This is a genomic window from Marinibacterium profundimaris (assembly GCF_002210095.1).
In the GTDB taxonomy this organism is placed as follows: Bacteria; Pseudomonadota; Alphaproteobacteria; order Rhodobacterales; family Rhodobacteraceae; genus Marinibacterium; species Marinibacterium profundimaris.
Map to the genome: position 1 here is coordinate 1 of NZ_AQQR01000033.1, position 13,573 is coordinate 13,573.

Sequence of the window (13,573 nt, forward strand, 5' to 3'; positions counted from 1 at the left end):
GCTATTCCTGGATCGTGCTGTCGGCCGTGGGCACCGGGTTCCTCAGCTTCGGGCTCTGGGTCCACCACATGTTCACCACCGGGCTGCCGTCGATCTCTCTGGGCTTCTTCTCGGCCGCGTCCGAGGCGGTGGTGATCCCCACCGGCATTCAGATCTTCGCCTTTCTGGCCACGCTGATGGCCGGCCGGGTAAAGCCCAGCCTGCCGATGCTCTGGATCGCGGGCGCGTTGGCGATCTTCACCATGGGCGGGCTGACCGGCGTGATGCTGGCGCTGGCGCCCTTCGATTTCCAGGCGCATGACACCTATTTCATCGTCGCCCACCTGCATTACACCCTGTTCGGCGGCATGGTTTTCCCGGTGATCGCCGGGGTCTATTACTTCTTCCCCTTCATCCAGAAGAAGAAACTGTCCGAGACGCTTGGCCGCCGTGCCTTCTGGCTGATCTTCATCGGCTTCAACCTGACCTTCCTGCCGATGCACCTGACCGGGCTCTGGGGCATGCCGCGCCGGGTCTACACCTATCCCACCGGTCTGGGCTGGGACGGGCTGAACCTGGTCTCGACCGTGGGCGCCTTCATCATCGCCGCGGGCTTCGCGGTCTTCGTCTGGGACCTTGTCCGACCCAAGCATCGCCAGCCGCCGCTTGACCGCAATCCCTGGGACGCCGGCACCCTGGAATGGAGCCACGACATCCCCGACCAGGCCTGGGGCGTGCGCTCGATCCCGCATGTCACGTCGCGCTACCCGCTCTGGGACCAGCCGAAGATCGTGGAAAGGATGGACGCCGGCCGCTACTACCTGCCCGATGCCGAGGAAGGGCTGCGCGAGACGCTGGTGACCTCGGTCATCGATGCGCGCCCGGTACAGGTGCAGCGGGTCACCGGGCCGGCCTGGATCACCCATCTCGCCGCGCTCTTCACCGGCGGGGCCTTCATCTTTCCCACGTTCCACTGGTATCCGCCGGCGATCCTCTGCGTGGTGCTGGCCATCGGCTGCATCATCTGGTGGCTCTGGACCTCGACCGCGCGCCCGCCCGAGGCGCCGTCGAAGGACGCGGGCCTGGGCCTGACCCTGCCCACCTATGCCTCGGGGCCGGCCTCGGTCGGCTGGTGGGCGGTCTGGATCACCATGCTGGGCGATGCCACGGCCTTTGCCTCGCTGGTCTTCGGCTTCTTCTTCTACTGGACCGCCAGCCCCGATTTCCCGCCCCAGGGCGCGCTGCATGCCGCGCCGGGGCTGGTGGCGCTGGCCGCCGCGCTGCTGAGCCTCTCCTGGGCCCTGACGGTGGGCGCGCGGCAACTCAACCGCGCGGCGCGCACCGGGGCCGCCCGCGCCTGCCTTGCCGTCGCGCCGCTGGCGGCCCTTGGCGGGGCGGCGGCGCTGATGGGGTCCGTGCTGGGGCTCGAACCTTCGACCCATGTCTATCCGGCGGTGCTCTGGGCGCTGGCGATCTGGGTCGCCGTCCATGCCGGCGTCGGCGTCATCATGCAGCTGTACTGCCTGGCCGGGATGCTCTTCGGCAAGCTCACGCCGCGCTATGACGCCGACATCTGGAACGTCTCGCTCTACTGGCATTTCCACGCCCTGTCGGTGCTGGTCACCTGCGCCGTCATGGGCCTGAGCCCGGGGGTGCTATGACCGAAGATCACGCCCCCCGCCCCTGCGAGGACGCGGCGGAATTCGCCGAGGAGCAGTCCCGGCTCTGGACCATCACGCTGGGGCCGCTGGCCTGGGCGCTGCATTTCGTGGTCTGCTACGGGCTGGTCGCCGTGACCTGCGCCAAGGGCTGGGATTACACGGCGGTGCGCAGCGGCCTGCTGATCTTCAGCGCGGGCGCCCTGCTGGGCGTTGCCTGGATCGGCTGGCGCGCCTGGCACCAGTGGAACCCGCGCAAGACCGGCGATGCCATCGACCGCCACGGCCGGGCCGAGGACCGGCATCATTTCCTGGGCCATGCAGCCTTCCTGCTGGCGATCATCGCCTTTCTCGGGGTTGTCTTCGTCTCGCTGCCGCTGGTGATGATCGGGGGGTGCAGATGAGACCGGCGCTGCTTCTGCCCGGGCTGGCGATGCTGGCGGCGATCTGGGTCCTGCCGCTGCAGGCGATGATGCCGGACTTCGCCGCGCATATGCTGCGCCACATGACGCTGGTGGCACTGGCCGCGCCGTTGATCGTGCTGGGCCTGCCCGGGCTGACGGCGCGCCTGGCGGTGCCGCCGCTGGCCGCCGCCGTGGCCGAGTTCGTCGTGGTCTGGGGCTGGCACCTGCCCGCCGCCCACGGGGCGGGCCGCACCGCGCCGCCGGGCTTCCTGGCGGAACAGGCCAGCTTTCTGGCCGTCGGTCTCCTGACCTGGGCCGGCTGCCTGCGCGCCGACCGGCCGCTGGCCGGGGCGGGCGGGCTGCTGCTGACCTCGATGCACATGACGCTGCTGGGCGCGCTGATCGTGCTGGCGCCGCGCGATCTCTATGCCGCGATCTGCGGCACGGCGCCGGACCTCGCCGGCCAGCAGATCGGGGGCATGCTGATGCTGGCCATCGGCACGCCGGTCTATCTTGGCGCCGGGCTGGCGCTGACCGGGCTGGCACTGCGCGACCGGGGAACCGCATGAGACAGGTTCTGCTGACCCTTGCCGTGCTCGCCGGCCTCGGCCTTGCAGGGGCGGCGGCTGTCGTGGGCTTCGGGCTTTACAATGTCTCGGCCCAGGTCGGCCACCTGCCCGGCGTCAGCTGGGTCCTGCACACGACCTTCCGCAACTCCGTCCGGCTGCGCGCGCCTTCGATGGAAACGGCGCCCGACCTGGCCGACCCCGAGCTGATCGCCCTTGGCGCCGGCCATGTCGCCACCGCCTGCGCCCCCTGCCACGCCACGCCCGACACCCGCCGCAACGCCACGATGCGCGCCATGTCCCCGGCCCCGCCCCGGCTTCGCGAGGCGATCGGGGACTGGGCCCCGAACGAGCTGCACTGGATTGTCGAGAACGGCGTGAAGATGTCCGGCATGCCCGCCTGGCCCGCGAAAGGCCGCGCCGACGAGGTCTGGTCCGTCGTCGCCTACCTGGTGGCGATCCGCTCCGGGACGGCCCCGCCTGCCCCGCGCATGCCCCCCGAGACCGATCCGCAGGCCTATTGCGCCAGCTGCCACACCCGGATCGGCGGCCGCGTGCCCCGGCTCGACATCCTGTCCCCGGCCTATATCGAGGCGCAGCTGCAGGCCTATCTCATCGGCACCCGGCACGGCGGCATCATGGCCCAGGCCGCCAGCCTTGTCCCGCGCGACCGCCTGGCCCCCCTTGCCCGCGCCTTCGCCGCACGGCCCGACCGCGCCCCGATGCCGGTCCCGGACCCCGCGCTGGCCGCACGCGGCGCGGCGCTGGCCCGCACCGGCACGCGTGACATACCCGCCTGCCTCGCCTGCCACGACGGCCCCGCCCCGGCGCGCGGCCCCGTGCTGGACGGTCAGCGTCAACCCTATCTCGAGATCCAGCTGCGGCTCTGGCGCGACGGGATCCTCGACCACGATCCGCTCATGCAGGCCGCCTCGCGCGCGCTGGACGAGGACGGGATCCGCGCGCTGGCAGCCTATTTCGCCTCTCGCCGTCCCTGAGCCGGTGTCGGAGGGCAGGCCCGTCCGACCCGGCGCTGCGGATTTCCCCGATCCGGTCGGGGACCGGCCTCAGGCCATCGCGATCACCCGGCCGGTTTGTCCACCCGCACCCGGCCAAAGGCAGCCTGCAACCGGGCCTTGTCGGAGGACAGGCCGGCTCACCGCTGGGATTGCAGGCCGAAAGCCCGACCCTGGCCGAGGTGCTCAAGGCCGAAGGATATCGCACGGGCCAGTTCGGCAAGAACCATCTGGGCGACCGAAACGAGCATCTGCCGACAGTGCACGGGTTCGACGAATTCTTCGGCAATCTCTATCACCTCAATACCCAGGAGGAATCCGAGCAACGCGACTACCAGAGGTTTGCCGAACAATATGCCGGCTCGCTCGAAGCCTACGAGGAACAGTTCGGCACCCGTGGGGTATTGCACAGCTTTGCCACCGAGACCTTCGACGACACCGAAAGCGAACGCTTTGGCGTGGTCGGCTATCAGACCATCGAAGACACCGGTCCGCTGACCCAGGAACGGATGAAAACCTTCGACAGCGACGAGATGATTCCAAAGGCGCTGGATTTCATGGCGGCCTCGCAGGAAGCCGACGCGCCCTTTTTCGTCTGGCTGAATACCAGCCGGATGCACCTTTACACCCGCCTGAGCGAGGAATCGCGCTATCTCGCCGAGGAATATACCTCGGAATATGATTACTACGGCTCCGGCATGATCGAGCACGACAATGACATCGGCCGGGTGCTCGACTGGCTCGAAGAGCAGGGTCTAAGCGACAATACGATCGTGTGGTATTCGACCGACAACGGCCCGGAACATTCGCACTGGCCGCATGGTGGCACGACACCGTTCCGGGGCGAGAAGATGACCACCTACGAAGGTGGCGTCCGGGTGCCATCCGCGATCCGCTGGCCCGGCGTCCTGCCCGCAGGCGTGACGCTCAACGGCATGCAGGCGCATCAGGACATGTTCACCACGCTTGCGGTTGCGGCGGGCATCGAAGACCCGGTCGCCTGGGTCCGGGAAGAGATGGACCAGTACATCGACGGGGTGAACAACCTGCCATACTGGACAGGAGACACGGACGCCTCCGCGCGGCAGCACATCTTCCACTATTACGAAAGCCGGCTGATGGCCGTTCGCATGGGCCCCTGGAAGATGCACTTCTCGACCAAGGAGGATTACTACGCACCGATCCAGTCGCAGACCTTTCCGCCCATGTATAACCTGCGGGCCGATCCCTACGAGAGCTACGATGGTCTCGACGCCCAGGCGCATCTTCTGCAAAAGATCTCGTGGCTTTTCCAGCCGATGAACGTGCTGATGACCGAACACCTGCAATCGCTTGCCGAATACCCGCCGGTGCAGGGCGGTTCGTCCTTCGACATGTCGAATGTCGTGGAAGAGTTCATCAACAAACCGCGGCAGTAAGGCTGGGGCGTTTGCCCCGGTCCGGCATGACGCTGAATGCGCGCGTGAAAATAAGGTCGGCCGCGTTCAGGCCGCCCTTCTGATCTGGTCCGATAGCTGGTCGTGCCGAAGGTCAGGGCCGCTAACCTCTCAGGTCGTCGGCCAGCCCGCTTCCCGACCCTTACGGGTCGGGGCGCGACCGGACGAGGGCCGCAGGTGGCCCCCGTCTTCGTCTTCCGGGGTCTCGCAAAGCCGGCCCGGGCGCGCATTGGCCCGGCCCCGGCTGCCTCAGCTCTGCCGGGCACCGCGCATTTCGCGGATCGACAATTGCACCGCGCGCCAGGTCTCGGCCTCCTGCGCGTTGTTCGCATCTTCCAGCTGTTTGGCTTTCTGGGCGGCCTCGAACTCGGCCTTGTCGCCATGCACATCCAGCAGGGCGCGGGCATATTCGCTGATCTTGGTCCGTTCCATCTGTGTGTCCTCCCGTTGATCCGTGATCTGGTCAGCCAGCCACGCCGGGCGGGCCGCCTGAATGTCACAGACCCGGCCCGGGCTGCCACGCTGACCCCTCAAATCTGGGGTCCGGGGGGCCATCGTGCAACCTCTGGCCCCCTCCCCTGCCCCGATGGGCGGCGCTCAGAACCCCGAGAACACCATGTCCAGGGCGACGCGGATCTCGTAATCCCTGTCGCGCAGGTCGGCCACCGGCGGCGCCTTCAGCAGGTGCGAGGGCACGGCCGCCATCTCTGCCGTGTGCAGGACCTGGGCCGTGCCGTCGATCTCCAGGATCGGTTCCAGCCGGGTCAGCGGGCTTGGCCCCTCGCCCACGGGCACCAGGGGGGCCACGAGGCGCGTGCCGGTGTCCATCAGGTCCGATTGCAGGTCGAGCACCAGAGGCCCGCCCGGCAGGCGATAGGCGTGGAATTGCATCAGTCGGTCTTCAGCACCTGCCAGGCCGCCAGCGGCGCGCCCTGCGCGGCGATCCAGGCGCGGCGTTCGTCCAGCGCGGCGGCGTTCTGCTCGGCCCAGCTGCGCGCGGCGGCCTCGCGCACGGCACGCTCCAGCGCCGCCTCGCTTATGGCCGAGACGTTCAGATCCAGCGCCCGCGCCTCCGACAGGATCCGGGCGTCGACGGTGATGTTGGTCCGCTGCTTCTCGGCGGCTCGGGGCATGGCGGTCCCTCCTGCTTGCCCACAAGGATACACATCGCCGGTGTGTATCGCAAGCTCACATGCCGATGGCCCCCCTGCCCGCGTCATGCCGAACACCCGATCTTGACCGCCCGGATCGCGGGATCGACCCGCCGGAACCCGGCCAGCAGCTGCGCGGTCAGGTGCGTGCGCACGTAGTCGGCCACGAACCGGCTGGGCGCGACCAGTTCCGCGACGCCGTCGCTTACCTCCACCTCGGTCAGCTGCGCGTACCAGACCCGCGCGGTGGCCGCGTCGCGCTCGGCCAGCATCCGCAGCACCCGGGTCCATGTGTCGTCGCCCGGCTCTGCCGCCGGCGCGGGCCGCTGGAACGGCACCACCGTCGGATCGGCCTCGGGTTCGGGCGCCGGCGCCGCGCCAAGCCGGTCCGCGAAATCCGGACCCAGCCTGTCCCAGACCGCGCGGGTGTCCGACAGCACCTGGTCGAAGTCGATCTCGTAGACCGTCACCCGCCCCTTCGCCGGGGCGCGCTTGATCCGCAGCCAGCCGGCGGCGCGCAGCTTTGCCAGCTCGCGCTTGACGGTGCGTTCGTCCACCGACCACAGCCGCGCGATCTCGGCCCGTCCGATCGACAGTTCGCCGCTTTGCCAGTTGTAGCGGGTCGTCACCAGGATCATGACGCGCAAAACCATCCTCTGCCGGTGCTTGTCACCCGACAGGGCATGCGCGCCAAGCGCCGAGAGGATATCGTACTTCATGGCCGCGGCATTGCGCCCGACCGCCCGTGTCGCCAGCATCCTTGGCTCCGCTCGATGTGTCCGGGGTCAACCCCGCCTCGGTATCCGGTTATGATCGGCGCTGGACCCGGGGGCAGCCCCTGCCCCAACGCTTTTCCGGACTTGAGCCCAATTAGCGTCCAAGAGCGCGATTCTGTCAAGAGGCGTGCCGGATCAGACCCTTGGCCACCGCATCCCCTTCCCCAATTCAAAATGAATTCGGTGAAGATAATGGTGATGGGGGACGGTCAGGCTGTCCCCCCAACGGGCCGTGATGTCCCCCCAAGACCTCGAGCCGCGGCCGGTGGTGTCCCCCCATCTGTGGTGGGTCCGGCAGGATCCCGGCGACCAAGGACAGGGCCGCCCGCGACGGCGGGCGAATCGCGCGGCCTCTTGAAAGATCCGGCAATTTCCGGCGCCGGTCTTACCCACGGGTAAGACACCCGTTTCAGATTATTTCATTTTACAGAGAACGCAAATCCGGCGTAAATGCGGAAACGAGGCGAAACAACGTCCGGCATATCATGGAGGCAGGCATGTATACCCACGAGGATCTCGGCACGCTGCAGAACCAGTCGCTGAAACTGCAGGGCTGGATCCGGCAGCAGACCTTTTCCCCCGAGCTGAAGAAGACGCTCAGGCGGTTTTCGTCCTGGGAGGTGGCCGAGCTGATCTTCAAGGTGAACCAGAGCACGTTCCGCGGCAAGCTGGCCGCCGATCCCTCTTTGCCCGCCGGCGAGGTCGAGCCGGACGGGCGGCAGCGCTGGTTCTCATTGGAAGAGATCAACGAGCTGCGCCGCCGGCTCAAGATCAACCGCAAGAGCCTGATGCCCACCCGTCCCGCCGGCAAGCGCGCGGTGCGCGCGGCGGTGGCCAATTTCAAGGGCGGCGCCGGCAAGTCCACCGTGGCGCTGCATTTCGCCCATGCCGCGGCGCTTGACGGGTACCGGGTTCTGGTCGTCGATTTCGATCCGCAGGCCACGCTCAGCCATTCCATGGGCCTGACCGACGTGTCCGAGGAACATACCGTCTGGGGCATCATGGCCCGCGACCTGATCCGCGAGACGGAGCGGATGAACCGCGGCCCTGTCGGTGCCGAGAGCGGCACCGCCCTGCCCCAGCGCCACCTGCCCGAGGCGATCACCGGCCTTGGCCTGGGCGAATTGCGGATCGACGATTTCATAAAGCCGACCTCCTGGCCCACGATCGACGCGATCCCCTCCTGCGCCAATGCCGCCTTCGTCGAATTCGCCAGCGCCCAGTATCGCCACCTGAACCCGGACTGGTCCTTTTTCGCCGCCGTGTCGCGGTACCTCGATCAGATCCCGGACGAAAGCTATGACCTGATCGTCTTCGACTGCCCGCCGGCCATCGGCTACCAGTCGATGAACGCGGTCTTCGCGGCCGACGTGCTGTATATCCCGTCGGGGCCCGGCTACTGGGAATACGACAGCACCACCTCCTTCATCGGCCAGCTGTCCGAGGCGCTCGAAGATCTCTCCTACGGGTTCGACGGGACCTTACCCACGGGTAAGATCGCGCTGCCCAAGGCGTTCTACGACATCCGCTTCCTGCTGACCCGGTACGAGCCCGGCAACGAATTGCACCGTGCGATGCTGGAAGCCTTTCGTAAGGTGTTCGGTGATCTTGTGACCGACAACCCGGTCGAGATGACCCGCGCGGTCGAACAATCGGGGCGGTTCCTCAGCTCGGTCTACGAGATGGATTACCGCGAGATGACACGCGAGACCTGGCGCCGCGCCCGGTCCACCTTCGATAATGCCTATGACGAATTTCGCGCCTCGGTCCACGGCGCCTGGGAGAAAATGGAGGCAGGGGAATGAGCAGGAAACGCAGGATGTTCGACATCGACGTGCCCGACGTGGACAGCATTCCGGTCGGCAAGGCGCCCGAGACGATCGTGCCGTCGCGGCGTGGTCCGATGGCGGCGGCGATCTCGGAAAACGCGGGATCGCTGCGCGACCGGCAGGCGGCCGAAGACAGCATCCGGGCCGAAAACGACAGGCTGGCGCTGGAATTCGTGGAGCTCAAGCGCGCCGGTCTGATCGTCGACCGGGTGCCGCTGGACCAGATCGTGACCGAACGCCTGGTGCGGGACCGCAAGCCCGGCCCGGACGAAGAGCTGGACGAACTGAAGGGATCGATCCGCGAGATCGGCCTGTCGAACCCCGTGCGGCTGGAACGCCGCGAGGACGGCCGGTTCGAGCTGGTGCAGGGCATGCGGCGGCTGCAGGCCTATCGCGCGCTGCTGGAGGAAACCGGCGAGGATCGCTTTGCCAGGATCCCCGCCGGCATCGGCGCGCAGGAGGCCGAGACGCAGCTGAGCTATCGGCGGATGGTGGACGAGAACCTGATCCGCAAGGATATCTCCTTTGCCGAGATGGCGACGCTGGCGCGGCGCTATGCCGAGGATCCGGCGAACGACTGCGCCGAGGTGTCGGAGGCCGTCGCGCAGCTGTTCAAATCGGCCAGCTACACCAAGCGCAGCTATATCCGCGCCTTTGCCGAACTGCTTGCGCGGCTCGACAAGGTGCTGATGTTCCCGCAGGAGATCCCGCGCAACCTGGGCGTGGAGCTGAAACGCCGGATGGACAACGACGACGGGCTGGTTGCCCGGATCTCGACCGCGCTGCGTTCCGCGCCCGAGCGGGACGCGGCGCAGGAGGTCGAGATCCTGCGCGGGTTCCTGGGCGAAGGGGAGGGGACCTTACCCACGGGTAAGACTGCGGCTGCGAAGCCCGCCAAGCCCCGGCAGGCCAAGACGACCTTCCAGGTGCCGGTGGACACCGGTGTCGCACGGTGCAACGCCTCGGACGGACGGCTGGAGCTGCGGCACGACCTGGATTTCTCGTCGGTCGATCGACACAGCCTGGAACGCGCGGTGGCGGCGTTCTTTAAGGCTTTGGAGGACGAATAGGGCAGGGGGCGACCCAGCGGCGCAGACCTTTTACCATTATATATCAATGTCTTAACGTACTTGAATCGGGGGCCGTGGCGCAGGACGCCTGGCCCCCAAAACCTGCTTGCACTGCCGATGTGAGGATATGTAATGTTATAACATTACACACACGCGCAGAGACGAACCGGCAGCACCGCGATGAAGACAGGTTTGAGATCCCAGGACCCATCCGTCGGGTTGCGGCTTGACCAAAGGCCCGCGACCCGGTCTATTGCACGGGATGGTGTCCGGGATGGTCTGCATTTCCGGATGAAAAGGGAATGCGGTGCGGCGTCCAAGGGCGCCAATTCCGCGACTGCCCCCGCAACTGTGAGCGGTGAGCGACCCCGGGAGACCCACTGGCCAGACATGGTCGGGAAGGCTCGGGCAAGCCGTGACCCGCGAGTCAGGAGACCTGCCATCGTGACATCAACTTTGACCGGGCGGGGTGCTCCGGCAGGAGGTCCGAAATGGTACGACGGCGACAGCCGCAAAGTGTCATGCGTTCCTTTTCCTCCCCGCGGTCGCGCGGAGGGCGCCGGAACCATGGAACACAGCAACGACAGCCCGGCCGGTCGGGCAAAGCCATCTCGGGCCATTCCCGGCTCGTTTCCGTCCTGCATCGCCGGTCGCTGGGCTGTCACGCGGCCTGAGCCGGCAGCGGCGCGCCCGGCACAGGGACGGGCGGGATGACCGCACCGCACGCCGCCACCTTGCAGGCAGAGGGGCTGAGCTGGGGTCCGAAACGGGGCCTGACGCTTTTGCAGCCGACCACCTTCGGGGTGGGCGCGGGCCGGATCCTGGCCGTTGTCGGGCCGAACGGGGCGGGCAAGTCGACCCTGCTGCGGCTGCTTTACCGCTACCTGCGGCCCACGTCCGGGCGGGTCCTGCTGGACGGGGCGGACATCTGGGCGCTGTCCGCGCGCGAGGTCGCGCGGTCGGTCGCGGTCGTCCTGCAGGAGCAGCCGACCGACTTTGCCCTGACCGTGGGCGAGATCGTGGCCCTGGGCCGCACCCCGCACCTGCCGGCCAGCGCCAGCGGCGGCGAGGCCGACGCGGCCATCGTGCGCGATGCGCTGGCGCGGCTGGGGCTTGCCGGCTTCGCGCACCGGCTGTTCGGATCGCTCTCGGGCGGCGAGCGCCAGCGGGTCATGGTGGCCCGGGCGCTGGCGCAGAACCCGCGCCTTCTGATCCTGGACGAGCCGACCAACCACCTGGACATCCGACACCAGCTGGAGCTTTTGGCGCTGATGCGCGATCTTGGCCCCACGATCATCACCAGCCTGCATGACATCAACCTGGCCGCCCGGGTGGCGGACGAGGTGCTGGTTCTGGCCGGCGGGCAGCTGATGGCCTGCGGCCGCCCCGACGATGTCCTGACCGAAGAGCTGATCGCCCGTGCCTTCGGCGTCCGCGTGCACCGCCAGTCGCTGAAGCCCAGCGGCGATGCGCATCTGACCTTTCACCTATGACCATCACTACCGCGCCGGAAAGGCCCGCTTCATGAAATACCTGATCACCTCGCTTGCCCTTGTCGCCGTCACCCCCGCGCTGGCCGATCCCGTCACCGTGCAAAGCTGCGACCGCGAGGTCACCTTCGACGCGCCGCCGCAAGCGGCCGTGTCGAACGACATCAACCTGACCGAGATGATGCTGGCGCTGGAGCTGACCGACCACATGGTCGGCTTCACCGGTATCAACGGCTGGAACAAGATCGACGAGGAAATGCGCGCAGGCATCGGCGCGCTGCCGGAACTGGCCGAGAAATACCCCTCCAAAGAGGTGCTGCTGGGGGCAGGGGCCGATTTCTACTTTGCCGGCTGGAACTACGGCATGCGCGTCGGCGGCGAGGTCACGCCCGAGACGCTGAAGCCCTTCGGCATCCAGGTCTACGAGCTAACCGAAAGCTGCATCCATATCATGGACAAGCCCGAGGCCAGCATGGACGACATGTACAACGACCTGCTGAACCTTGGCGCGATCTTCGGTGTGCCCGACCGGGCGCAGGCGCTGGTCGATGGCTACAGGGCCGATCTTGACGCGGTCCTTGCCGATCTGCCACCGCTGGACCGCGCGCCGCGCGTCTTCGTGTACGACAGCGGCGAGGACACGCCTTTCACCGCCGGGCGCTATGCCATGCCGAACGCGTTGATCGAGGCCGCCGGGGGCACCAACATCATGAAGGATTTCGAGAAAAGCTGGGGCACGGTAAACTGGGAACCAGTGATCGAGCGCAACCCCGAGGTGATCGTGATCGTCGATTACGGCGAGGTCACGGCCGAACAGAAACGCGCCTTCATGATGGGAACGCCGGCCTTCGCCGATCTTGACGCGGTGAAGAACGACCGGTTCGTGGTTCTGGATTACGTCGAGGCGACGCCGGGCCCCCGCAACATCCGCGCCGTGCGCAAGCTGGCCGAAGGGTTCCGGGCGGAATGACGGATCGCGCCGTCTCGGTCCCCGCGCGCCGCGCGTTTGTCCTGCCGTCGCTGTCGGTTCTGGGGCTGGCCGCCGTGATCATGTCGATCTCGGTCGCGGTCAGCGTGGGGGCGGTGACGGTGCCGCTGGGCACGGTCTGGGGCGTGGTGGCCGACCGGATCCTGCCCGGCCTGATCGAGCCCTCCTGGAGCACGGGCCAGTCGGCCATCGTCTGGGACATCCGCCTGCCGCGCGCGCTGCTGGCGGCGATGGTCGGCGCCGGGCTGTCGCTGGTGGGCGCCAGCCTGCAGTCGGTCACGCGCAACCCGCTGGCCGATCCGCATCTTCTCGGGATTTCGGCCGGCGGCGCCTTTGGCGCGATCCTGGCGCTGCTGCATACGGGCCTGTTCATCGGATTGCTGACGGTGCCCCTGCTGGCCTTTGCCGGGGCCATGACCACGGCCCTGCTGGTGCTGGGGATCACCAGCGCCACCCGGTCCACCGGCGCCGACCGGCTGGTGCTGGCCGGCGTGGCCGTGTCGTTCATCGTGATGGCCTGCGGCAACCTGTTGATTTACCTTGGCGATCCGCGCGCGATCCACACGGTGATCTTCTGGATGCTGGGCGGCCTTGGCCTGGCGCAGTGGGATCAGCTGATCTATCCGCTGGTGGTTCTGATCGGATGCGGCGCCTGGCTGATGTCGCGAAGCCGGCGGCTGAACGCGATGACCATGGGGGACGAGACCGCCTCGACCCTGGGGATCCCGGTGGCGCGGTTCCGGCTGGCGGTGTTCTTCGTCGGCGCGCTGCTGACCGGCTGCATGGTGGCGTTCTCGGGCATCATCGGGTTCGTCGGCCTGATGGTCCCGCATATCGTGCGGATGCTGGTCGGCGGGGATTACGCCCGCGTCCTGCCGTTTTCGGCCCTGATCGGGGCAATCTTCCTGGTCTGGGCGGATATCGCGGCGCGGACGGTGATGAAGCCCGACGACCTGCCGATCGGAATTGTCACCGGGCTGATCGGCGGGGCGTTCTTCGTCTGGCTGCTGAGCCGGCGCAGCTGACCGGGTCTGGCGGAGACCATAGACGTTTGAAAACAAGGGACTGACCCGGTCGCAATGTTGTTGCGGCCGGGACCTTCGCACGGGCCCCGGTGGATCACCTGGGTGCGCGGAGGATCGTTTCAGCCGGGGCCCGGATCGGGCCGGTGAAACCAGTCGACCCGTTGCGCGTTGGATGTGTAAGGCAC

General features: G+C 67.6%; 14 protein-coding genes and 1 riboswitch. Of the genes, 10 read left to right on the top strand and 4 right to left on the bottom strand.

Annotation, left to right across the window (positions count from 1 at the left end):
• The 5 genes from ATO3_RS27040 to ATO3_RS27060 form a co-directional block, all read left to right on the top strand.
• Window positions 1-1,640: cbb3-type cytochrome c oxidase subunit I (locus ATO3_RS27040; RefSeq protein ID WP_198963363.1), on the top strand; the 1,640-nt coding region annotated here is incomplete at its 5' end.
• Window positions 1,637-2,041 (top strand): hypothetical protein, encoded by a 405-nt coding sequence (locus ATO3_RS27045; RefSeq protein ID WP_088652894.1) that lies wholly within the window; start codon window positions 1,637-1,639, stop codon window positions 2,039-2,041. The genes ATO3_RS27040 and ATO3_RS27045, both read left to right, overlap by 4 nt.
• Window positions 2,038-2,610 carry a cytochrome c oxidase assembly protein gene (locus tag ATO3_RS27050; protein ID WP_088652895.1) on the top strand — a complete coding sequence of 191 codons (573 nt, stop codon included), beginning with the start codon at window positions 2,038-2,040 and terminating at the stop codon, window positions 2,608-2,610. Before ATO3_RS27045 ends, ATO3_RS27050 begins: the two co-directional genes overlap by 4 nt.
• Window positions 2,607-3,605, top strand: coding sequence for a c-type cytochrome (locus ATO3_RS27055; RefSeq protein WP_088652896.1), 999 nt, complete (start codon window positions 2,607-2,609; stop codon window positions 3,603-3,605). Before ATO3_RS27050 ends, ATO3_RS27055 begins: the two co-directional genes overlap by 4 nt.
• A 170-nt stretch (window positions 3,606-3,775) precedes the next feature.
• On the top strand, window positions 3,776-5,041 hold the full coding sequence (locus tag ATO3_RS27060; protein WP_233152345.1) for a sulfatase-like hydrolase/transferase: 1,266 nt from the start codon (window positions 3,776-3,778) through the stop codon (window positions 5,039-5,041).
• A 267-nt stretch (window positions 5,042-5,308) separates the two neighbouring features.
• Here the strand turns inward: ATO3_RS27060 and ATO3_RS27065 are convergent, their stop codons facing one another.
• The 4 genes from ATO3_RS27065 to ATO3_RS27080 all read right to left on the bottom strand — a co-directional run bounded on the left by ATO3_RS27065 (window position 5,309) and on the right by ATO3_RS27080 (window position 6,968).
• Window positions 5,309-5,491 (bottom strand): hypothetical protein, encoded by a 183-nt coding sequence (locus ATO3_RS27065; protein WP_088652898.1) that lies wholly within the window; start codon window positions 5,489-5,491, stop codon window positions 5,309-5,311.
• A gap of 165 nt (window positions 5,492-5,656) precedes the next feature.
• Complete coding sequence (locus ATO3_RS27070) at window positions 5,657-5,950, bottom strand: CcdB family protein (RefSeq protein ID WP_233152346.1); 294 nt, start codon at window positions 5,948-5,950, stop codon at window positions 5,657-5,659.
• Window positions 5,950-6,192: a type II toxin-antitoxin system CcdA family antitoxin gene (locus ATO3_RS27075; RefSeq protein ID WP_088652899.1), complete on the bottom strand. Its 243-nt coding sequence runs from the start codon at window positions 6,190-6,192 to the stop codon at window positions 5,950-5,952. The genes ATO3_RS27070 and ATO3_RS27075 overlap by 1 nt, the downstream gene beginning before the upstream one ends.
• A gap of 83 nt (window positions 6,193-6,275) precedes the next feature.
• The gene (locus ATO3_RS27080; protein WP_088652900.1) at window positions 6,276-6,968 is read right to left on the bottom strand and encodes a hypothetical protein; all 693 of its coding nucleotides are present in this window, start codon (window positions 6,966-6,968) and stop codon (window positions 6,276-6,278) included.
• A 515-nt stretch (window positions 6,969-7,483) separates the two neighbouring features.
• Here ATO3_RS27080 and ATO3_RS27085 point away from each other — a divergent pair.
• The 5 genes from ATO3_RS27085 (at window position 7,484) to ATO3_RS27105 (ending at window position 13,388) form a co-directional block, all read left to right on the top strand.
• Complete coding sequence (locus ATO3_RS27085) at window positions 7,484-8,791, top strand: AAA family ATPase (RefSeq protein ID WP_088652901.1); 1,308 nt, start codon at window positions 7,484-7,486, stop codon at window positions 8,789-8,791.
• 14 nt (window positions 8,792-8,805) lie between these two features.
• Window positions 8,806-9,885 (top strand): ParB/RepB/Spo0J family partition protein, encoded by a 1,080-nt coding sequence (locus ATO3_RS27090; protein WP_332888729.1) that lies wholly within the window; start codon window positions 8,806-8,808, stop codon window positions 9,883-9,885.
• A 246-nt stretch (window positions 9,886-10,131) separates the two neighbouring features.
• A riboswitch (cobalamin riboswitch) is annotated at window positions 10,132-10,343 on the top strand.
• Between the two features lie 252 nt (window positions 10,344-10,595).
• Window positions 10,596-11,378, top strand: coding sequence for an ABC transporter ATP-binding protein (locus ATO3_RS27095; protein WP_088652903.1), 783 nt, complete (start codon window positions 10,596-10,598; stop codon window positions 11,376-11,378).
• Between the two features lie 31 nt (window positions 11,379-11,409).
• On the top strand, window positions 11,410-12,345 hold the full coding sequence (locus ATO3_RS27100; protein WP_088652904.1) for an ABC transporter substrate-binding protein: 936 nt from the start codon (window positions 11,410-11,412) through the stop codon (window positions 12,343-12,345).
• Window positions 12,342-13,388 (top strand): FecCD family ABC transporter permease, encoded by a 1,047-nt coding sequence (locus ATO3_RS27105; RefSeq protein WP_088652905.1) that lies wholly within the window; start codon window positions 12,342-12,344, stop codon window positions 13,386-13,388. Before ATO3_RS27100 ends, ATO3_RS27105 begins: the two co-directional genes overlap by 4 nt.
• Window positions 13,389-13,573: the final 185 nt, after the last annotated feature.